Annotated in this window: 19 protein-coding genes; 14 read left to right on the top strand and 5 right to left on the bottom strand. The window is 47.3% G+C overall.

Going from position 1 to position 20,246, the window contains the following annotated elements; translation table 11 throughout:
• The first annotated feature begins 58 nt into the window (after positions 1-58).
• Positions 59-970, top strand: coding sequence for a PPC domain-containing protein (locus QT996_RS18255; protein WP_333048145.1), 912 nt, complete (start codon positions 59-61; stop codon positions 968-970).
• A gap of 286 nt (positions 971-1,256) precedes the next feature.
• On the opposite strand, the gene QT996_RS18250 is transcribed toward QT996_RS18255, so the two are convergent.
• Entirely contained in the window at positions 1,257-1,853 is a 597-nt protein-coding gene (locus QT996_RS18250) for a hypothetical protein (protein WP_333048144.1), read from the bottom strand.
• A gap of 45 nt (positions 1,854-1,898) precedes the next feature.
• Positions 1,899-3,074: a bifunctional diaminohydroxyphosphoribosylaminopyrimidine deaminase/5-amino-6-(5-phosphoribosylamino)uracil reductase RibD gene (gene ribD / locus QT996_RS18245; RefSeq protein WP_333048143.1), complete on the bottom strand. Its 1,176-nt coding sequence runs from the start codon at positions 3,072-3,074 to the stop codon at positions 1,899-1,901.
• A gap of 11 nt (positions 3,075-3,085) precedes the next feature.
• On the opposite strand from ribD, the gene QT996_RS18240 reads away from it, so the two are divergent.
• The 3 genes from QT996_RS18240 (at position 3,086) to QT996_RS18230 (ending at position 4,759) form a co-directional block, all read left to right on the top strand.
• Positions 3,086-3,283, top strand: a complete 198-nt coding sequence (locus QT996_RS18240) for a hypothetical protein (protein ID WP_333048141.1) — start codon at positions 3,086-3,088, stop codon at positions 3,281-3,283.
• Positions 3,284-3,400: 117 nt separating this feature from the next.
• Positions 3,401-4,261 (top strand): FAD-binding domain-containing protein, encoded by an 861-nt coding sequence (locus QT996_RS18235; protein ID WP_333048140.1) that lies wholly within the window; start codon positions 3,401-3,403, stop codon positions 4,259-4,261.
• A gap of 84 nt (positions 4,262-4,345) precedes the next feature.
• Positions 4,346-4,759 (top strand): hypothetical protein, encoded by a 414-nt coding sequence (locus tag QT996_RS18230; protein ID WP_333048139.1) that lies wholly within the window; start codon positions 4,346-4,348, stop codon positions 4,757-4,759.
• A gap of 122 nt (positions 4,760-4,881) precedes the next feature.
• Here QT996_RS18230 and QT996_RS18225 read toward each other — a convergent pair whose 3' ends face one another.
• The gene (locus QT996_RS18225) at positions 4,882-5,421 is read right to left on the bottom strand and encodes a cyclic nucleotide-binding domain-containing protein (RefSeq protein WP_333048137.1); all 540 of its coding nucleotides are present in this window, start codon (positions 5,419-5,421) and stop codon (positions 4,882-4,884) included.
• A 148-nt stretch (positions 5,422-5,569) separates the two neighbouring features.
• On the opposite strand from QT996_RS18225, the gene QT996_RS18220 reads away from it, so the two are divergent.
• The 10 genes from QT996_RS18220 (at position 5,570) to QT996_RS18175 (ending at position 18,507) form a co-directional block, all read left to right on the top strand.
• Positions 5,570-5,866: a hypothetical protein gene (locus tag QT996_RS18220; protein ID WP_333048135.1), complete on the top strand. Its 297-nt coding sequence runs from the start codon at positions 5,570-5,572 to the stop codon at positions 5,864-5,866.
• 213 nt (positions 5,867-6,079) lie between these two features.
• On the top strand, positions 6,080-7,189 hold the full coding sequence (locus tag QT996_RS18215) for a hypothetical protein (protein ID WP_333048134.1): 1,110 nt from the start codon (positions 6,080-6,082) through the stop codon (positions 7,187-7,189).
• A gap of 327 nt (positions 7,190-7,516) precedes the next feature.
• Positions 7,517-7,780 (top strand): hypothetical protein, encoded by a 264-nt coding sequence (locus QT996_RS18210; RefSeq protein ID WP_333048132.1) that lies wholly within the window; start codon positions 7,517-7,519, stop codon positions 7,778-7,780.
• Positions 7,781-8,245 (top strand): type II toxin-antitoxin system VapC family toxin, encoded by a 465-nt coding sequence (locus QT996_RS18205; protein ID WP_333048130.1) that lies wholly within the window; start codon positions 7,781-7,783, stop codon positions 8,243-8,245.
• 104 nt (positions 8,246-8,349) lie between these two features.
• Positions 8,350-8,625, top strand: coding sequence for a hypothetical protein (locus tag QT996_RS18200; protein ID WP_333048129.1), 276 nt, complete (start codon positions 8,350-8,352; stop codon positions 8,623-8,625).
• Positions 8,618-8,959 carry a type II toxin-antitoxin system PemK/MazF family toxin gene (locus tag QT996_RS18195; RefSeq protein WP_333048127.1) on the top strand — a complete coding sequence of 114 codons (342 nt, stop codon included), beginning with the start codon at positions 8,618-8,620 and terminating at the stop codon, positions 8,957-8,959. The genes QT996_RS18200 and QT996_RS18195 overlap by 8 nt, the downstream gene beginning before the upstream one ends.
• Before the next feature lie 64 nt (positions 8,960-9,023).
• Positions 9,024-12,143: an AAA family ATPase gene (locus QT996_RS18190; RefSeq protein ID WP_333048125.1), complete on the top strand. Its 3,120-nt coding sequence runs from the start codon at positions 9,024-9,026 to the stop codon at positions 12,141-12,143.
• A 375-nt stretch (positions 12,144-12,518) separates the two neighbouring features.
• Positions 12,519-15,827 carry a PAS domain S-box protein gene (locus tag QT996_RS18185; protein ID WP_333048122.1) on the top strand — a complete coding sequence of 1,103 codons (3,309 nt, stop codon included), beginning with the start codon at positions 12,519-12,521 and terminating at the stop codon, positions 15,825-15,827.
• An 81-nt stretch (positions 15,828-15,908) separates the two neighbouring features.
• A complete protein-coding gene (locus QT996_RS18180) occupies positions 15,909-17,783 on the top strand; it encodes an adenylate/guanylate cyclase domain-containing protein (RefSeq protein ID WP_333048119.1) in 1,875 nt (624 codons plus the stop codon).
• Between the two features lie 121 nt (positions 17,784-17,904).
• Positions 17,905-18,507 (top strand): Uma2 family endonuclease, encoded by a 603-nt coding sequence (locus tag QT996_RS18175; protein WP_333048163.1) that lies wholly within the window; start codon positions 17,905-17,907, stop codon positions 18,505-18,507.
• 9 nt (positions 18,508-18,516) lie between these two features.
• On the opposite strand, the gene QT996_RS18170 is transcribed toward QT996_RS18175, so the two are convergent.
• Together QT996_RS18170 and QT996_RS18165 are read right to left on the bottom strand one after the other, a co-directional pair.
• A complete protein-coding gene (locus tag QT996_RS18170) occupies positions 18,517-19,284 on the bottom strand; it encodes a YebC/PmpR family DNA-binding transcriptional regulator (protein ID WP_333048118.1) in 768 nt (255 codons plus the stop codon).
• A gap of 145 nt (positions 19,285-19,429) precedes the next feature.
• On the bottom strand, positions 19,430-20,068 hold the full coding sequence (locus tag QT996_RS18165; RefSeq protein ID WP_333048117.1) for a histidine phosphatase family protein: 639 nt from the start codon (positions 20,066-20,068) through the stop codon (positions 19,430-19,432).
• Positions 20,069-20,246: the final 178 nt, after the last annotated feature.

The following is a 20,246-nucleotide window of genomic DNA, read 5'->3' as shown; positions in this document are numbered from 1 at the left end:
AAACTGGATTCTCGATCGTGCGATTTCCAGACTAAAGTCCAGAGAGATTTTTTTAATAATGCTAACCCTCAGAACACTGTTCGACAGCAAATTTTATCTCGAAAACAACCCAGATGTCGCCGTAGCAGTTGCCAGAGGCACGGTATCGAGTCCCTTCGATCACTACCGAAAAATTGGCAAATTTGAAAATCGCGACCCGAATGCCCTGTTCGACGCCAGCTATTATTTAGACACCAATACAGATGTAGCGGTATCAGCCAAACTCAATGGCTTTTCAGCAGCAGATCACTTTATTAAATTCGGTCAATTTGAACGACGCAACCCCAACCCTTTCTTCGATGTTGGTTTCTATCTAGCAAGCAACCCAGACGTGCAGACAGCAGTCCAAACAAATCAATTTACCCCATTTGAACACTACTTCAAAGCCGGTCAATTAGAAAACCGCAAAGCCAGCGTTTTCTTCGATCCCAGCTTTTATCTAGAAAAATATCCGCTGGTAGCAGCAGCAGTCAATAGCGGCGCAGTTAAAAGTGCGATCGACCACTACATTCAATTCGGTCAACAAGAAGGACTGTTGAGCGCTATCCCCGATCCCGCCGACAATTTGAACGCAGCAAAAAGCCTGGGTATTCTCACAGACAGTCTAATTGCGAGCGATTTTGTGGGCGCTGCCCAACCAGCCGACATTTACAGTTTCATTCTCAATACTCCCAGCCTTTTCAGTGTCACTGTTGACGGTTTGAGTGCAGATGTTGATGTTGAATTAATTCAAGATCTCAACGGCAACGGCGCAGTTGGATTAGACGATATTATTGCTTCGTCTAACAAGTTAGGCACGTCTTCAGAAACAATTGTCAGCAATGGGCCTTTACCGGCGGGGACTTATTTCGTCCGCGTTTCTCCATTTCAAGGCGATACCAATTATGACTTGAGATTGCTTTCCGCTCCTTCTCCCACGCCGCTTCTATGACATGAGGGTTTACACTCGAAGGCGGTCCAAATCTGAAGGTGGAAGACAGAATGCAGAATTAAATAAAAATTTATAATTAAATTATTCTGCGGGTTTGTCAGTTAGATATTGTCCGGTTAATGACTTATAATATAATTGTTTGTTGTCACCCTCTTAAGAGAAGAGAAGACTTAAGTCCTCACTACAAACCTAATTATAAATTTTTTACCGTACTTGATATTAAAACAAACAATTCTCTCTTCCATCTTCCATCTTCCATGGGGCCGATCTTTCAGTTATTAGTTTCTTACCGCCTGGGAGAGGGCAAAGATTGAACAGGTGTCGGAGGCCAATTAGAGCGACTTCTGGTTAGAGTAGTAGACACCAAAGCATAGCCCAAAACAGCAGGAAGCACGATCGCACTCAGAAACACGATCGCCGCAGCCCAACTCATCGCATTCGAGATCGGGCCGTAATGAGTGCGGTAAGGGTCAAAGGTGGGTAAATTAGGCCTTGGGGCGTCCCGCAGCGCGATCGGACGTTTGAACCGCACTCGCCTGTCGTCCAGCTTTTCTAGCAAAATCCAGCCAACTTCCGCCTCTTCTTGGCACAGCTTGTGAAAAATCGCAGGATTGCGAAACAAATCGTTGCTAGCCCGCACAATCTTGTACTCCCAAACCGTCAAATCAACAGCATTAGGAGCGGGTTTGGGATTGCCATTCGAGGGCGCATTTTCAGGCGCATTAAAATTATCTTCTTGAGATTCGTACCGAGTCAAAACTTCCTCCTCCTCGTTGTATTTTTGCCACGCAGCCAATTGCTCGCGGCTCACCAATACACCCGCGAGCGCCGCCTCCAAGCCGAGACTGCCAACCATCAAACTCCAAATCAGAATTTCAACCATAAAAAGAGTTAAAAATCAAAAACTAGAAAGACTCGCTTTTAACTTTCAATCTTTAATTTTCAAATAGCCTTCCACCACACAATCTGCACCCACTGCGCGCCAAGAAACCCGCTCTAAAGTCAAAGCATCAGTCATTACCGAAAACCCCAAATCTCCTACAGGAGTTGGAGCTCCTTGGCCGCCGACAATTTTAGGAGCAATAAAAGCCATAATTTTTTGAACTGCACCCTCAGCAATTGCCTCGGCCGCCAAAGTGCCGCCACACTCCCAGAGTACAGAAAGAAAAGATCGATCGTACAAATAAGCCATAACATTAGTCGGCGTCAGCGGCGACAATTCCACAACTTCCACCCCTTTTGCGATCAAAAATTCCTGAAATTCCGGGTTAACCCCAGGCTCAGTCAGCACCAAAGTAGCCGCCACAGAGGTTTCCCACAACCAAGCCGACTTCGGCAAATCCAGAGTGCGGCTCATCACCACCCGCAGGGGATTATTCCTATCAGGCTTGTGACTCGTCAGTAGGGGATTGTCCAGACGCACCGTATTTCCCCCAACAATCACAGCATCGCAGCCGACGCGCACCCGGTGTACCTCGCTCCGAGCCTCCTTGCCTGTCACCCAAGCGCTGTGGCCGGTAGTGGTAGCAATTTTACCGTCCAAAGTCATCGCATATTTCAAAATTCCAAAAGGCCGACGGTACAAAATCCGGTGTACAAAAGCCTCGTTGAGTTTCTGGCAAGCTTCCCCTTCCACTCCCGCCACCACTTCAATGCCAGCCTCTCGCAACCGGGCTAGCCCAGTGCCAGCTACCAAAGGATTCGGATCGACCATGCCAGCCACTACTTTTGCCACCTTGGCCTTAACTAAAGCTTCGGAACAGGGGGGAGTCCGGCCGTAGTGGTTGCAGGGTTCCAGGTTCACGTAGACGGTCGCTCCTTCGGCGAGTTCCCCCGCTTCCCGGAGCGCAAAAACTTCGGCGTGAGGTTGACCGGCACCGGGATGAAACCCTTCGCCGACAATCTTGCCGTCTCGAACAATTACAGAACCGACAAGGGGGTTGGGTGCGGTTTTGCCGAGAGCACGGCGAGCCAATTCTATGCAGCGGCGCATCATGGCTCGATCGAACTCTTGAACTTCGCTGTTGTCGAGTTGTTTTGTACCTTGCTGCTGTCGGTTAGCTAAGCTGGCGATCGCTTGAACGTCCGCCGGAAAAGTTTCCATAAGATTTTGGTATGATATCTATCCCTGAGTGTACTGACTTTAATGCTAATTTTGGCTGCGATCCGACGATCGATTGTGGCTGGGGCAAACTGTACGTTACCACTGAGATATTGCACCATTCTCAATTAGCCTTTTATGAACAGGCTTTCGGGCCTGTTCCACAAGAAATCTTTATCTTTTGTGGAACAGGCCCGAAAGCCTGTTGCTGACAATGGTGCAAGATCTGAGTTACCAGGAGTGAAGGGCAATTTAGGCCGATCGACTCAGACGCCCGATGATCGAATAGCTTTAACATGAGGAAAGAATAGCAGGCGCTTGAAAAAACCATGAGTCAGGACATGAAGCGGGAATTTGCCAACCGCGACGAATTAATTGCCTATGTGCGTGAACAGTTCCCCGAAGCCGCCGCCCGGGACAGCAGCGTACCCCCAACCCCAGGCGGGCGGAAAGCAGCCGAGACAGCCCTGCAACAAATTGACCCCAGCAAGTACGCCTCAACCCGCAATTTCCTCAACGGTGCGGTAACGCGCTTGTCGCCCTATTTGCGCTACGGAGTTTTGAGTCTTGCGGAAGTCCGGGATGCCGTACTGGAGAAGGTGCGACATCCAGAAGAGGCTGTAAAACTCGTCAACGAGTTGGGTTGGCGGGATTATTGGCAGCGACTGTACGCCGAATTGGGCAACGGGATTTGGCAAGACCAGGAACCCTACAAAACTGGTTACACTGCTAAAGATTACAGCGAAACTCTGCCACAGGATGTCGTCGAGGGCTCGACTGGTTTGGTTTGCATCGACAGTTTCAGCCGCGAGTTGCGAGAAACTGGTTATTTGCACAACCACCAGCGGATGTGGATGGCCGCTTATCTCGTACACTGGCGGCGCGTTCGTTGGCAAGCCGGAGCTCGCTGGTTTTTGCAACATTTGCTAGATGGAGATCCGGCGAGCAATAATCTTTCTTGGCAGTGGGTAGCCAGCACTTTTAGCCACAAGTCTTATTTTTTTAATCGGGAAAATTTGGAGCGTTACACTAAGGGGGTTTATTGTCGCGATTGTCCTCTTTATGGGCAATGCGATTTTGAGGGAACTTACGAATATTTGGAAGGGAAATTGTTTCCTTCGGGAGAAAAGGTCGATCGTAGCGGTGGTTCTAAAAGTTGGGATCGCCCTAAAAAAGGTCGCAGAAATTAAAAAGTCAGTAGTCAGTAGTCATTAGTCATTAGTCATTAGTTAACAATAAACAGTCAACAGTCAACAGTCAACAGTCAACAATTTATGAACAATCCGATTATTTGGCTGCACGGCGACTGCTTGAGTCCTGAAGGCCCCGCTTTTCAAGCGCACCCAGAGGCAACCGCCATCTGGGTTTGGGATGATGCGCTCATTGATGAATGGCAGTTGAGTCTCAAACGAATGGTGTTTATTTACGAATGTTTGCTGGAGTTGCCGGTAGTTATTCGGCGGGGCGATGTGGCTGCGGAAGTTATCGCTTTTGCGATCGAATCCGGCGCGAATCAAGTGGTGACTGCGGAAAGTCCCAGCCCTCGGTTTCAGGATATTTGCGGGGAAATTAAGCGATCGATCTGTGTCGAAGTTTTGCCACCGGAACCCTTTGTCCGCTACGATGGTTACATTGATTTGAAGCGTTTTTCCCGCTACTGGCGCGTCGCTGAAAAATATGTTTTTTAATTGGGAATTGGGAATTGGGAATTGGAAATAGGAAATTGAAAATAGGTGTTCTTTTCTCTTCTTCCTTCTTCCTTCTTCCCTCTTCCTTCTTCCCTCTTCCTTCTTCCTTCTTCCTTCTTCCTTCAACTCCCCTTCAAACGCTCCAACAGCCATTGAAATCTCGATTCAGCCAAATCGGGATTTTCGACATTTTCCGGGATAGCCCCCTCGTCGTCGGGTTCTTGATATATTAAACCCTCACTATCATCGCCGAAGCGCTGGACTGTACCCCGCAGTCTCGACGAAAGAAATTTGGTAATCGCCCGATAAAACCGCAGGGAAAAAAGCACGTCTTGCTCTAGTTTTTCAGTTAGCAGCCGCCTCGGAATTGACAGGATGAGGCACTCTTCAATTGCCGTGACGCTAGCAGAAGGAAGCCTCCCGTCTACAAAAGACATTTCGCCCAAAACTTCCCCGGAAATAATTTTTCCAATTTCTTTGTCGCCTAAAGAGGATACAGCAACGCTCAAAGTTCCCTCCAGAACTATGTACAGGGCGTCTAAGGGCTTACCTTCGGTGATGAGGGTGGTGCCGGGGAGGATTTGGGTGCGGGTGCCGTTGGCGAGCATCCAATCGATGTCGCGATCGCTCAATTCGCCTAATATGACTAGAACTTTGCTCATAAAGTCAGGTTGAGATGAGATAATTTGTATTTTTTTACTTGTTTAGTTGCGTGCAGTTGTTAGATGGTCAGACCCTGAGCGAAAGCGAAGGCTAAACTTTACAAATAGAACACTAAATTTTACACAATTTTCATAATATTCAGTAATATTGACACGATCGAGCCACAAATATTTCTCGAATCGGTGGTATTATTCTACATTAATTGTCAGGGACTGTGCAGCAGCCGATCGCGTTGTTTTAACTGCACTTGCTTTGGACGGCGGGGGTGGCAAAACTGTTTTGAAAGCTTGTTGTCTCTTGGTTTCGAGCTGGTGCGCCCTCAAAAACCGGATTTTTCCGGCGTGGCTGGGAGTGCAGCGCCCCCAAGTACAGTATTGTAGAATGCAAGCCAGACGCGCGATCGACCCCTCAATTAAACAGGAGCAAGGGTGCAATCATCCCTAGGATTGATTTTTTGCCGATCGATCTGTAAATTACAATTAGCTTCTAAACCCACCGTCCGTTCTTGAATCTAATCAGCTTGAGAGTTGACTATTCAACGGTAAAATGGCAATCTAGGAACAACACAACTCATATTTGTGTCTTTTTTTAGCAAAGCTCTCGACGGTCGCCCTCAAACACTTACACTTTTAACACACCCTTCATTGAGGAGTTTCTATGAATAGTCTATTTTCCAAGTCTACTTTTGCGTTAATAAATCTTGCAGCTTTAGCTGTTTGTTGCAGTACCATGTCAGCGAAAGCTGAAACTGGCAACTTGCCCGATGTCGCTACAACTGCAACAATAGCCGCTCAAAATATTGACCAAACTTCTGAGCCTGTGGCAACTTCAGCAGTTAAACCCGACGCAGAAACAACGGCTAGTAATAAAAAAATTGATTCTATCAGTTGGAGTGAACTAACAGAAGCGGCAGAGCCAGCAGCCTCTGAACCGGCCGCCAACTTGCCAGTATCTATTACTGCACCCGAAAAATCGGCAGCAGCAACATCTGAAATTGCTGGAACAGAAACAGCGCCCAATACCTCCATTGCTGCTGAGACTGAAAAGTCGGAAGAAACCGCTAAAATTGCTGATAATGGTGTCAAAGTGGAGTCAAAAGTCGAGACTGCCAAAAAGAGCGATCGACCTACCTCAATTGTTGCCGAGAGCAATAATCTTGAAGTAACAGCAACGAAGGAAGATAAAGAAGTCAAAACAGCACAAGAATTGTTGAGCAATCCTGTCAGCACTTCCGCCTCAGCTTTGACAAACCAACCGAAAGTTGCTGAAAAACCAGCAACTGCTTCAGAACCAACTAAAAAAGTGGCTCAAGGAACTCAAATCCGACCAGGCCGAGCAACCCGTTCTGGGCCCAGCTACATCGGCATTGGCGGCAATGTAGGTTTTGGCGGAGATTCAGCCTTAGGCGACGGTTCATTTGCGATTATTAGCAAAATCGGTTTGACGAACAATTTGTCGGTGAGACCGACTGTTTTGTTCCGCGACAACTTAACTCTTTTAGTTCCCGTTACCTTCGATTTTGTATCTCAAGAGACCGTCGAAGTCAGCGAAGATTTTGTGATTAGTGCTGCTCCCTATGCAGGTGCTGGCGTGATAGTTACTACCGGGGATGACGGTAATTTTGGCTTCCTGATTTCGGGGGGTGTAGATGTGCCGCTGACGAGAAATTTTACAGCAACAGCGGGACTGAATATTGGTTTTGTTGACGGAGCTGACGTGGGATTGTTAGTCGGTGTCGGCTATACGTTCCCCAATATGACACGGTAGTGTTGCTGTTTGAGCAAACCCAGGACAAATAAATAAATAGGCGCGGGGTTGGCTGTAGGAATACAGTCAACCCTTTTTGATGATGGAAAATCTGCCTATGCGATCAATGTAGGGTGCGCCATAAGCACAGAGCGGTAATGTAGGGTTTGAAATCTTCGTAGAAACCGGGTTTCTTTACTCGTCCTGGACGCACAATCCCGATAGATGAAGGATAATAGGTCGTTTCAGCCATCAATCTAAGTCCAGAAAGCCGGAATATTCATGACAGCGTGCAAGTCTGATAGTTATATAATAGACAGACTAGCCAAGCGTAAAAAGTAGAATCCTATGCCGCAGGGAATCTTCAACAAAATCCTCAATCAGCTTGACACTCTGGAACTGCTAGAACTACAGCAACTAGAGCGCGCTATAGGGATATATCTGGTCCAGAAAGAACAAACTGCTCAACGGACAAAATTGCACCAAGCGCTGTTAACTTCTGGTTTAGTAAAAAAAATCAAGCATTCTTCTGGGAGTCAGCAAACAGAACGGCGACTAATTCAGGTACAGGGCAAGCCTGTTTCTGAGACAATTATTGAGGAACGCCGCTAGATGACAATTTATTTTGTAGATAGCAGTGCGCTGGTCAAACGCTACATTAATGAAATAGGTTCGGCATGGGTTTTGAGTTTGTGCGATCCTGCACTTAACAACGATATATTGATTGCTGCTATTACAAGTGTTGAAATTGTTGCTGCAATTACCAGAAGGTCGCGCGGCCGAAGTATCAATGCGACAGATGCTACAGCAGCGTGCAATCAGTTCAGGAGTGACCTACAATCTGAGTATCAGGTTGTAGAATTCACCGAAAACATTATTAACTCTGCAATGGCATTAGCTGAAACCTACGGATTGCGAGGCTATGATGCTGTGCAGCTAGCAACAGGCTGTGGCATAAATAACCTTTGCACAGCTAACAGTTTGCCTGCGATGACTTTTGTATCTGCTGACGGGGAGCTGAATGCAGCAGCAACAAGTGAGGGTTTGATAGTTGAAAATCCCAACAACTACCCGTAAGGTCGCAAGCCCGTACAGTAAAAACCGCACAAATCTGGTTTGTTGCCAAGTATCGGGATGCTCCCGGATCGATCGCACTTTCTCACCAATCACCCGAAAAAATCGTGACCAAAACAGAAATCTTAGCAGCACTCAAAAATCTGACAGCAGAAGAACGCCTAGAAATCATCGAAACAGCTTCGCGGATGATGCGCGAAGAAATAGAAGAAAAATCCCAGCGCAAAGCTGATAGAAAACGGAGACTCAGAGCCGCAGCCGAAGCAGCAGTCCCCTTGTATGAACCAGGAGGGCCGCTTCACGATTTGTGGTCGCCCGACAGCGAACCGTATTTCGATTCAGAGGAAGAATACCTGAACGCAGGGGTGAAAACTAATGCGTAAGGGCGCAATTTGGCTTGTCAGACTCGATCCAACGGTGGGAGATGAAATCGGCAAAACTAGACCAGTTGTGGTTGTCAGCGATGATGAAGTGGGAAATTTGCGGCTCAAAGTAATTGTTCCAATTACAGCATGGAACGATCTTTTTTCCCCGCTTGATTGGATGGTGCAGCTCGAACCGACATCAGAAAATGGCTTGGCGAAACTTTCCGCCGCCGATGCTTTTCAAGTCCGTTCCGTTTCCCAACAAAGATTTGTCCGACAACTCGGAACCTTGTCCGAGACAATTATGGAAGAAAGTGCAGAAGCACTGACAATTGTTCTGGATCTGGATTGAATAACTAGGCAACAGCGTACAAATAGTGTTATTTATAGATAGATTGTATGGCGCGATGGCCTAAATGATTCCTCTACAACTTACACTCAAAAATTTTCTCAGCTATCGCGAAGCTGCTTTAGACTTTCGCGGCTTGCACACCGCTTGCATTTGCGGGCCTAACGGTGCTGGCAAATCTTCCCTGTTAGAAGCGATGGCCTGGTCACTTTGGGGCTGTTGTCGCAGCGATACGGAAGACGATATCATCCACATCGGCGAAACTGATGTGCGCGTTGATTTCACTTTCTCCACCGGCGGCCAAATCTATCGCGTGATTCGCAACCGCAGGCGTGGACAATCGGGAAGTTTGGAATTTCAAGTTAGCTTGAATTCTGCCGAGAGCGAGGAAAAACTTAATTTTCGCACGCTCACAGACAAAGGTCTGAGAACAACTCAGCAAAAAATCCTCGAACACATCAAACTCGATTACGATACTTTCATCAACTCGGCGTATTTGCGGCAGGGGCGAGCTGATGAATTTATGCTCAAAAAGCCGATCGAACGCAAACAAGTTTTAGCCAACCTGCTCAAGCTCGATCGCTACGATACTTTATCGGAACAAGCCAAGGAAAAGTCGAGAGAATTTAAAGCCCAAGTAGAAGTTCTCAAACACGGCTTGCAGACAACACAAGAGCAACTGCAACAAAAAGAAGCGATCGTTTCAGAACAAACTCAATTGCAGCAAGCAACCGACTTGCTTCAGCAGCAGCAGCAAGCCGACACAACCGAGTTGCAGCAACTTCAACTCCAGCACCACAACCGCCAAACTTGGCAAAAACTCCTTGCTGGACACCAGCAACAGCACTACAATATCACTCAAGAATGCCGCCGCTTGCAGCAAGAACTCAGCGCAGCCAAACAGCAGCAAAATGAGCTGCAAGCCCTCCTAGGGCAAGAAAAGGAAATAACAGCAGGCATCGCGTACTTCCAAAGCTTGCAAGCCACAGAAGAAACTCTGGCTGGCAAATTCAAAGCTAACCAACAAGCCCAAAATCAGCGTCAGCAATTGCAAGAACAGCAACGGCAAGAACTGAGCTTTTTGCAAAGCAAAATTCAGCAGTTACAAGCTCAATTAGAGGTTTTAGAACAAGATGAAAAAGATGTTCTGGAAATTCTCAAACAGCAGCCGGAGGTTGACAAAGGACTCGCGCAGTTGCAAGCAGTTCGATCGCGCCTCAATGAACTAGAGCAACTGCAACTGCAAGTTTCGCCGCTGCTACAACAGCAGCAGCAAAAGCAACAAAAGCTCGATCGCGCCCGCGCCGGTTTAACCGCCCGCTTAGACGAAATCAACCGACAGGTGCAAGTTCAGCAGCAGCAGCGACAGCCGCAATTACAGCAGGAAATCTCGGCCATCGCCAATCAAATTTTGCAGTTGGAAAACAAGCGAGTTTATCAGCAGCGCGTTCGCGAAAAAGGTCAAGAAAGGCACGACTTTCTCGGAAACCTGCAAGCCAAAAGCCGCGACTATCAAACCAGACTCGCCGAGATCGACCAAAAACTGCAACTGCTGCGGAAACATGAAGGAGAAACCAGCGCAGGTGAAGGTAAAGCCTCGAATTTTGCGGAAAACGAGCCATCGAATTCGCCTTTAATGGTGCGGGATGCAAATTTTGGCAATTGTCCTTTGTGCGATCGACCTTTAGACGAACACTACTGGAATTTGGTAGTCACAAAACACCACACCCAACAGCAGGAAATCTGGAACCAACTGTGGGTTGTCCGCGAACAGTTGGCCGTCTCCGAGCGCGAAATTCAAGTTCTCAGACATGAATACCGCGAACTAGAAGAGGAATTAGCGCCCTACCAAGAATTGCGAGAACGTCGCAGCCATTTACAAGCACAATTAGATCGACTCAGCCAAGATGAAAATCGGCTGCAAAGTATGCGTCAAGACGCGGCAGAAATAGAGCGGTTGCTACGCACCGGCGAGTATGCAGCCGATGATTTGGGGGAACTCCAGCAAATCGAACAGCAACTGCAACAGCTCAATTACAGCGATCGCAGCCACTCCCTCGCCCGCAGCGATGAAAAGCGCTTGCGGTGGGCGGAAATTAAGCAAGCTCAAATCAAAGACGCTCACCAGAAACTGAATAAAATTAATGCCCGCCGCCCGGATTTGCAAACTCAATTAGTCACAGTACAGCAACAGTTAGAACAGCAAAAAAATAGCTCGGAAATACAGCAGCAAATTCTGTCTTTAGATAGATACATTGCGGAAGTTGGCTATAATTTGGAACAGCACGAACACGTCCGCAGCGAAATGCGCCGATCGCAGTTTTGGATCGCCCGCGCTGAAAAATTGCGATCGGCAACTGTGCAGTACCCGCAAGTGCAGCAGCGGGTTAATGAAATAGCAAATTCCATCGCAGTGCGCGATCAAGATTTGCAAGCTGTCACCGCTCAAACTTCCGCGATGAACCAGCAATTGCAAGAACATCCCGATCCCACAGCCCGCATAAGTGCCATCGAACAGCAAATGGGTCGCCGCCGCCAGCAGTTAGACCAACATTTGGGAAATCTCGGACGCCTCCAGCAGCAGCAGCAAAATCTGGAAAATCTCCAAGTTCAGCTAGTAGCTCAAAAAGAGCAAATGCAAGTTGCTAAACGCCAGCAGCGAGTTTATCAAGAGTTGGGTCAAGCATTTGGTAAAAACGGCATTCAAGCTTTAATGATTGAAAATGTTTTGCCTCAACTCGAAGCAGAAACTAATCAGATATTGTCGAGATTGAGCGCGAATCAATTGCACGTTCAATTTATTACTCAGCGGGCTGCTGCTTCTAAAAAAGCAACTAAATTGATTGACACTTTAGACATTTTAATTGCTGATGCTCGCGGTACTCGCGCCTACGAAACTTACTCGGGCGGTGAAGCTTTTCGGATTAATTTTGCGATTCGGCTGGCGCTGGCGAGACTGCTGTCTCAGCGGGCGGGTACGGCTTTGCAAATGTTGATTATTGATGAGGGATTTGGGACTCAGGATGCTGAAGGGTGCGATCGGCTGATTGCTGCAATTAATGCGATCGCCTCCGACTTCGCCTGCATCCTCACCGTTACCCATATGCCTCACCTGAAAGAAGCTTTTCAAGCCAGGATTGAAGTAAGCAAAACTGCTCAAGGTTCTTCCATCAGCTTGTCAATTTAAAAGGGTTGACGAGCCGGATGGAAGGAGGAGAAGAAAAAAAGTTAAAAATATCAGTATTTTCCCCCTCTGTTTTCTTTGGACCTTCGGTATTTTCACCTTCTGTTTTCTGGATTAGTGCCTAATGCCTTCGGTTGTACTACTTTCAAACCAAAAGGGAAGTAGGCCCGTGCCCCAAACCATAATGGAATCAGTCCTTGCCAATCTAAAATCTAAAATCTAAAATGGTATTAGTCGTCTCCCCCGTCGGCTTTTTGGGACTGCTGACTTTGTTAAAAAAGCCAAATAAAAAATAAAATTATAGAATAAGAAGGGCTCAAGCTATTTATAATTTTATATTGTTCTGTCCGCTCCCAATGAGTTTGGATATTGCTACAGATGACAACAGACTCTTTTAACCTGTCTCTCCTAGAGCGGGCGATCGCAGCGTCGAGCAACAGCATCCTCATCGCCGATGCTCGCAAGCCTGACACACCTATTATCTACTGCAATCCTGCTTTTGAGAAACTGACCGGTTACAGTGTCGAAGAAGTTATGGGACGCAACTGCCGGTTTTTGCAGGGCCCCGATACCGATCAGGCCGAATTAGACAAACTCCGCAGCAGCTTGCGAGCGGGAACGGAAATTCAGGTAGTTCTCAAAAATTATCGCAAAGACCAAACTCCTTTTTGGAACGAATTAATGGTTTCCCCCATCTTAGACAATGAGGGAAAATTAACTCATTTTATCGGAGTTCAGAACGATATTAGCAAAAGAGTCGCAGCCGAAACAGCCCTCCAAGAAAGCGAAGAAAAATTGCGGGCGATCGCCACTGTGACTCCCGTTCCCATGTCAATTACGCGCCTAGAAGACAGCGTAATTTTGTATGCAAACCCTGCCCTCGGAGAAAGTTTAGGTTTGAGTCCCGAACAACTTATCGGACGCAAAAAAATTGAACTTTATGCCAATATCAATGACCGCCGTCAATTGATAGAATTAGTCAAAGAAAACGGCTTTAGCGACAGCGAAGAAATCTGCCTCAAGAAACCAAACGGCAGTTTGTTTTGGGTAAAAATGTCTATGCGAGCGATTAATTTTAATGGCGAAGTCGCTATTTTATCGGCATTTTACGATATTACCGATCGCGTAGAAGCAGAAACAGCACTACGGCAAAGCGAAGCGAGGTTTCAAAAACTAGCCGCCAACCTTCCCGGAATGATTTATCAATTTCAGTTAGCAGCAGACGGCACTGTGTCATTCCCCTACGTCAGTTCCGGCTGCCGCGAACTCTGGGAATTAGAACCAGAGGTACTCCAAAATTCAGCTATTCCCGCGATCGAAATGATTCATCCAAAGGATGCGCCCAGCTTCCACGAATCAGTTGCTATCTCAGCTAAAACTTTAGAACCTTGGCGGTGGGAAGGCAGATTAGTTTTCCCGGGCGATCGGATTAAGTGGATTAGCGGGGCTTCGCGACCAGAACCGGGCGAAAAAGATAACATTATTTGGGACGGCTTGTTGATTGACATTAGCGATCGCAAACTTGCAGAATCAGCACTGCGACAAAGCGAAGCCAGATTTCAAAAAATGGCCGCCAACGTGCCGGGAATGATTTATCAATACTTGCTACACCCCGACGGTTCCAATGAATTCATTTATGTGAGTTCGGGTTGTCGGGAACTCTACGAATTAGATCCAGAAAAAGTTCAAAACAACTCCGATTTAATGTGGTCAATGGTGCATCCAGAAGACCTAAAAACCCTGTTAGAATCAATCGCAATTTCCGGCAAAACTTTAAAACCTTGGATATATGAAGGGCGGATCGTAACCGGATCGGGAAAACTAAAATGGATTCGCGGCATCGCTCGCCCCGAACTGCAACCGGGTGGCGATATACTGTGGGAAGGAGTGACAATTGACATCAGCGATCGCAAGCTAGCAGAAATCGCCCTCAGCGAGTCAAAAATCGCCCTGCAACAAGCCAATCAAGAACTTGAAAAGCGCGTCCTAGAACGCACGGAGGCCTTGGAAACATCCCAAAAAATGCTGTGGTTGGTAATCAATAACATTCCTCAGTTAATCGCCTGGAAAGATCGAGATTTAGTTTACTTGGGAGGCAACAAAAACTTTGCCAACGTCGCAGGTTTCAATCACCCCAGTGAAATAGCGGGTCTCACCGACTTCGATATGCCTTGGAAGCCCGAAGAAACAGAATTTTTTCGATCCTGCGATCGGCGCATCATGGCAACAAACACCCCCGAATATCACATCATAGAATTCCAAATGCAAGCCGACGGCACCCAGCGCTGTCTGGATACCAATAAAATACCTTTACACGACAATTACGGCAATGTTGTCGGCATTTTGTCGACGTTTGAAGACATCACCGATCGGCTTTCCCTAGCAGCTCAAGTCCGGGCGAGCGAGGAACTATTTCGCACAATTTTTGAAGATGCACCCATCGCTATCTACTTAGCCAACTTAGACGATTACAAGTTAGTGCGAGTCAATAAAACTTACTGCGAAATGCTGGGATATACCGCCGAAGAATTGCTGAGCAAAACATTTATAGAACTTGGGCACCCCGAAGATAATCAAAAAGATCTCCAAGTTGCTGATTCTCTTGAGCGGGGAGAAATTACTAGCTATCAAATTGAAATCCGCCAGCTTGCCGGTACAGGTAAAATTGTTTGGGTAAACGTGACAGCTACTTTGATTCGAGACGCGGAAGGAAAAGCTATTTATAAATTAGGGATGATTGAAAATATAACTAACCGCAAAATTTCCGCCGCCGCACTGCAAGCTTCCGAATCTCAATTAAGAAAACAAGCAGCCCAATTGCAAGAAGCCTACGAACAGCTACAAAACGCTCAAATCCAATTAGTTCAATCAGAAAAAATGTCGAGCCTCGGTCAGATGGTGGCTGGGATTGCCCACGAAATCAACAATCCCGCAACTTTTATTAACGGCAATATTGCTCACACTGACAACTATTTTCACGATTTAGTTGAACTGTTAAGTCTCTACCAGGAACACTACCCGTCCCCAGTGCCTCAGATTGCTAGAAAAATTAAGGACTTAGAGTTAGATTTTCTGAAAGAAGACTTGCCAAAAATGCTAAATTCCATGAGATTAGGAGTAGAAAGAATTAGTAAAATTGTGTTGTCGCTGCGGAACTTTTCGCGACTGGATGAATCAGAAATGAAGTTGGTAGACGTTCATGAAGGAATTGACAGTACACTGTTAATCTTGCAGCACAGATTGCATCAGGCAAGTATAAAAAGCAGGATTGAAGTTATTAAAGAATACGGAAAAATATCCAAAATTTACTGTAGTGCGGGTCAGTTAAACCAGGTATTTCTAAATATTATCAGCAATGCGATCGACGCTCTAGAAAACCAACCGCAACCTCGGACGATCGTGATTCGTACCATCATGAAAAAAGCTGACCTGAAAAGCCACAGTAAAAACCAGGTCAGTGATGGCGATCGTATTGTAATTTGCATCGCCGACAGTGGCCCGGGAATGAGCGAAGACGTTCGCAAGCGGCTATTTGACCCGTTCTTCACTACCAAGCCCGTAGGGGCTGGAACCGGCTTAGGATTATCCATCAGCCATCAGATTGTGGTAGAAAAACATAAGGGAAGCCTGCGGTGCATCTCAGCGCCCGGACAGGGAGCGGAATTCTGGATTGAAATCCCCTGTTGAGCGATCGTCCATTAATCTATAGGCCGAAACAAATCGCACTCAGCGGTGTGCTAATCTGCTGCCCTTATTCGCTAGGCAATTATGCTGAAAAAACTACCTTTATCCTGGTCTCGCTACATTCCAGCCGGGTTGACGCTGGCTTTGGGTGTCGGACTGTCGATCCTGGCATTCGCCTTGGTTTGGGACTGGGAAGACAAGCGCCGCGACTACGAAATGCAGCGCCGCATCGACGATATTTCGATCGGCATCGAACGCCAGCTCAACTCCGACTTAGATACTGTTCTCGCCCTCAGCGACTACATGAAAGCCTTCAGCGCCGTCGAGCGTTCCTCTTTTGCCCGGTTTGTTGCTCGGCCCCTATCCGTCCACCCCAGCCTGCAACTCCTGGCTTGGGCCCCCCGCGTCCCCAATTCGCAGCGGCGCAACTACGAAACCAAAGCTAGAACCGAAACAGAGCCCAGCTTCGAGATTACAGAGCGCGGCCCGCGAGGAGAACTCCGCAAGGCCCTCCAGCGTTCCGAATACTTCCCGGCTTTCTACGTCGAACCACCAGCCGGAAACGAGACAGTATTAGGCTTTGACCTCGCCTCCCACCCAGAAATCCGCGTCGCGCTCGATCGAGGGCGCGATACAGGAGAAATGATGGTCACCAACTACATCGGCTTAACTCATGGCAATTCCCCCGAACAGGGTCTTTTGGGCATAGTTCCGATTTACGAAAACAGCAGTAAACCCACTACCCTGGAATCCCGTCGCCAACTGCTACAAGGATTTGTTCTGGGCGTATTTCGAGACAAAGATATTTTCCAAACCTCTTTAAAAGGACGCAATACTGACTACCTCAATATTTATCTCGTTAGCGAGGCTCCAGACAAGCAAGAAGCACCGTCGCTGTTACCCCAAACGGGGAAACCAGTTCTCAAAAATCTCCCTGCTGAGCGCCAAATTCAGCAATTTGCGGTGCAGTTCCAATCCGCGAGCCAACAAGTGCTTCCAGCATCAGCCAGTGCTGACCGATCCCTGATGCAAAACTGCCCGATTCTTGACAATCCAGGCCCGAACTATACAGCTTGCAGAAGGCGGCTGAAAATTAGCGGCCGCCAGTGGTCTATGTACGTGTCTGCAACGCCGGAAATTCGGAGGATTCGCAAGCACTGGCGCTCTTGGGGAACTCTGACGATGGGGATGCTGTGGACTTTGATTCCGGTGACATATATGCTGACAGCTTTGAGCCGCACCGCCCAAATCGAAAAGCTAGCCCGAGAAAGAATTCGCCAAGCCGAACAGTTGCAGGCTGCTTACCTACAGTTGGAACTCGAACAAGCTAAATCTGAGCAATTGCTGCTGAACGTTTTGCCGGCAGCGATCGCCCTGCGTTTGAAGGACAATGAACACAATATCGCCGAAAGTTTTGCGGAAGTAACTGTGATGTTTGCCGACATTGTGGGGTTTACAGAGCTTTCGTCGAGAATTTCAGCGACGGCGGTGGTGGAAGTGCTCAACGATATTTTTTCGGCTTTTGACCACTTGGCCGATCGCCACGGTTTGGAGAAAATTAAGACTATTGGTGACGCTTACATGGTTGTCGGCGGTTTGCCTACGGCCAGAGAGGATCACGCCGAGGCGGTTGCGAACATGGCGATCGATATGCTGCACGAAATTCGGCTGCTCAGTTTAGAGCATTTGGAACCCTTCAGCATTCGGATTGGGATTAGCAGTGGCCCTGTCGTTGCCGGCGTCATCGGCTTAAAAAAGTTTATTTACGACCTCTGGGGCGACACAGTAAATATTGCTTCGCGCATGGAATCCCACGGGATTACCGGCTGCATTCAAGTCACCGCCGAAACCTACGAGATATTAAAAGATAAATATACTTTTCAGAAGCGCGGTGCCATTCAAATCAAGGGCAAGGGATACATGGTTACTTATTTGCTGACTGGGAAAAAAGATTATTGAGCCCGCGCAAAAACGGATACAAGCCTCGGATTCGCCGATCGACTAAGACTTTCGCTCGCAAAGCTAAGATATGATAAGCTCAAGGTATTCTGTCACGCCTGCACCAAAAAAAGGAAAAACCATGACGACGCTGCTAATTCAAACCGAAAGCGTCCCACTGACGGTTAATTTCCCTGCGATCCAATCGATGACTGTTGAACAGTTTTATGAATTCTGTCTAGTTAATCGCGATTTGAGAATTGAGCGTACAGCTAGTGGGGAAGTTATCATTATGTCACCAGCCTTTTCAGATACAGGGAACCGCAACATTAAAATTGCTCAGCAACTTGCGAACTGGGCAGAACAAGATGGCACAGGTGAAGCGTTTGACTCCAGTGCAGGCTTTACCTTGCCGAATGGAGCAACCCGCTCCCCCGATGCCTCATGGATTAAACTAGAGCGCTGGAATGCCTTAACTGAAGAACAAAAAGCCTCATTCGCACCGATTTGTCCAGACTTTGTGATTGAATTGCGGTCTGCTAGTGACACTCTCAAGGGATTGCAAAACAAGATGCAAGAATATATTAACAACGGTGTATCGCTCGGCTTGTTGATCGATCGCAAAAACAGAAAAGTCTACATCTACCGTCCCGATCGCGAACCTGAAATATTAGATAATCCTGAAACAGTCAGCGGCGATCCAGAGTTACCGGGATTTGTCTTGCGGATGGCCAAAATCTGGTGATTTAGATCGTTACACCATACTCAAAGACATCAATTCATCGGTCATTTCAAAATTAGCCGTCACACTTTGCACGTCGTCCAAATCTTCCAGTGCATCCATTAACTTAAGGAGCGATCGAGCTTTTTCAGGAGTGTCTATTTCCACTGTATTGCTGGGAATCCAGCGAGTTTCCGACTGCAAAACGGCAAGTTTTTTTTGTTTCAAAACATCAGCCAACTGTTCCAAATTAGCCACGCTTGTAAAAACCTCTGCACCTTCAGTATCCTCATCAATTAATATCAAATCATAAGATTCCGCAGCCGCCTCTAGCGACGCTTCAAACAATTGTTCCTCATCAATCGGGCCGCGTACCGTACAAACTCCTTTGTGGTCGAACATCCAGCCCACACAACCAGTTTCGCCCAAGTTGCCGCCATTTTTAGTAAAAGCTTCTCGCAAGTCAGCCGCCGTGCGGTTGCGGTTGTCTGTCAGCGCTTCAATCAGGATAGCAACTCCGCCAACGCCGTAACCTTCGTAGCGAATAGCTTCTAATTCCGAACTACCCCCCGCCAAGCCAGCACCTTTGGCGATCGCCCTTTCTATGTTTTCATTAGGAATATCCGCCGCCTTGGCTTTTTCTATAGCCGTCCGCAGTTGAAAATTGCCAGCGGGATCGGGAACTCCGCTGCGGGCCGCGACAATAATTTCGCGAGATATTCGAGCAAAAACCTTGCCTTTAACGGCATCAACTCTAGCTTTTTGGCGTTTAATATTCGCCCACTTACTGTGTCCAGCCATACCGATTTAAGATTTTCGATTTAAAATGTGCGATCGAGATTAAACAATAACACCCAGAGTCGGACTAATCAGATTAACGTAGGATGCACCTCGGCGCACCTTACACACATAGCATAAAATGCGATTTTTAGCACGAATCTCTACTTTAATTAAACCGGATAACGGCTTCAGAGTCAGTCAGGTGAGAAGTATCGCCATTAAGTGCGATCGACCATTCTCCCTCACCCCGCACCACTTTCACCAAACAGCACAAAGAAGCGTTAATTTCCGTTTCAGCACAGCCCACCAGCCCGATCGCAGTTCCTAAAACCGACGCACCGTGACCTACCAATAACATATCTTCGGGAAACTCAGCCGCGAGGCGTTTAGCAGTTTCCCCCGCCCTTTTGAAACAAGCTTCCCCAGTTTCGGGATAATTAGCAATACCGCCTTTGTAGGAAGCATCAATCCTGGGAAAACGCCTGCACAAAGCTTCGACGGACTCAGTTTCTGGCATTTCTGTCATCCATTCCGGATTCAGCCATTCGCACAGTCCCCACTCTAGTTTAATTGACAAATCGAGAGCTTCGGCCGCGTGATTTGCTGTTTGGACAGTTCGCAGAAAAGGGGAAGCAAAAATATGAGAAATTCCCTCTCCTTTGAGGCGATTGGCGAGTTGTTTAGCTTGAACGTGACCATCTTCGGAAAGGTGGGGATCGTAGCGGCGTTCTGCGGTGAGAAACCAGTCGGGGTTAACGAAGTCGATGCGGTTTCCGTGTCGTGCGATCCAGACTGTTTGTGGCATGAGTTGGTTTGAGTTTTGCTTCTAGATGTAATATTATATCAAAGTTTGTTAAGTGGATTTTTTGCGAAGCTATTGATGAGATTTTTTTTTAAACCGCAGATGCACGCAGATCGACGCAGATGGATGGTAGATTTGGCAAGGAGTTATAGGGTGCGATCGTGTTTTAAGTTTTACAGGG

The sequence above is a fragment of the Microcoleus sp. S13C4 genome (assembly GCF_036700865.1).
Taxonomy (GTDB): Bacteria; Cyanobacteriota; Cyanobacteriia; order Cyanobacteriales; family Microcoleaceae; genus Microcoleus.
The sequence above is the reverse complement of the archived record's forward strand: the minus strand, read 5'-3'. Positions and strand labels throughout refer to the sequence as shown.

What these genes read in the sequence shown, in the direction of transcription:
- QT996_RS18240 (WP_333048141.1), top strand. Translation starts at nt 3,086, where the DNA reads ATGATATCTATCCCTGAGTGTACTGACTTTAATGCTAATTTTGGCTGC.
- QT996_RS18180 (WP_333048119.1), top strand. Translation starts at nt 15,909, where the DNA reads ATGCTGAAAAAACTACCTTTATCCTGGTCTCGCTACATTCCAGCCGGG.
- QT996_RS18225 (WP_333048137.1), bottom strand. Translation starts at nt 5,421, where the DNA reads ATGAGCAAAGTTCTAGTCATATTAGGCGAATTGAGCGATCGCGACATC.
- QT996_RS18165 (WP_333048117.1), bottom strand. Translation starts at nt 20,068, where the DNA reads ATGCCACAAACAGTCTGGATCGCACGACACGGAAACCGCATCGACTTC.
- QT996_RS18210 (WP_333048132.1), top strand. Translation starts at nt 7,517, where the DNA reads ATGCCGCAGGGAATCTTCAACAAAATCCTCAATCAGCTTGACACTCTG.
- QT996_RS18250 (WP_333048144.1), bottom strand. Translation starts at nt 1,853, where the DNA reads ATGGTTGAAATTCTGATTTGGAGTTTGATGGTTGGCAGTCTCGGCTTG.
- QT996_RS18195 (WP_333048127.1), top strand. Translation starts at nt 8,618, where the DNA reads ATGCGTAAGGGCGCAATTTGGCTTGTCAGACTCGATCCAACGGTGGGA.
- QT996_RS18215 (WP_333048134.1), top strand. Translation starts at nt 6,080, where the DNA reads ATGAATAGTCTATTTTCCAAGTCTACTTTTGCGTTAATAAATCTTGCA.
- QT996_RS18235 (WP_333048140.1), top strand. Translation starts at nt 3,401, where the DNA reads ATGAGTCAGGACATGAAGCGGGAATTTGCCAACCGCGACGAATTAATT.
- QT996_RS18185 (WP_333048122.1), top strand. Translation starts at nt 12,519, where the DNA reads ATGACAACAGACTCTTTTAACCTGTCTCTCCTAGAGCGGGCGATCGCA.
- QT996_RS18255 (WP_333048145.1), top strand. Translation starts at nt 59, where the DNA reads ATGCTAACCCTCAGAACACTGTTCGACAGCAAATTTTATCTCGAAAAC.
- QT996_RS18175 (WP_333048163.1), top strand. Translation starts at nt 17,905, where the DNA reads ATGACGACGCTGCTAATTCAAACCGAAAGCGTCCCACTGACGGTTAAT.
- QT996_RS18230 (WP_333048139.1), top strand. Translation starts at nt 4,346, where the DNA reads ATGAACAATCCGATTATTTGGCTGCACGGCGACTGCTTGAGTCCTGAA.
- QT996_RS18190 (WP_333048125.1), top strand. Translation starts at nt 9,024, where the DNA reads ATGATTCCTCTACAACTTACACTCAAAAATTTTCTCAGCTATCGCGAA.
- QT996_RS18170 (WP_333048118.1), bottom strand. Translation starts at nt 19,284, where the DNA reads ATGGCTGGACACAGTAAGTGGGCGAATATTAAACGCCAAAAAGCTAGA.
- ribD (WP_333048143.1), bottom strand. Translation starts at nt 3,074, where the DNA reads ATGGAAACTTTTCCGGCGGACGTTCAAGCGATCGCCAGCTTAGCTAAC.
- QT996_RS18205 (WP_333048130.1), top strand. Translation starts at nt 7,781, where the DNA reads ATGACAATTTATTTTGTAGATAGCAGTGCGCTGGTCAAACGCTACATT.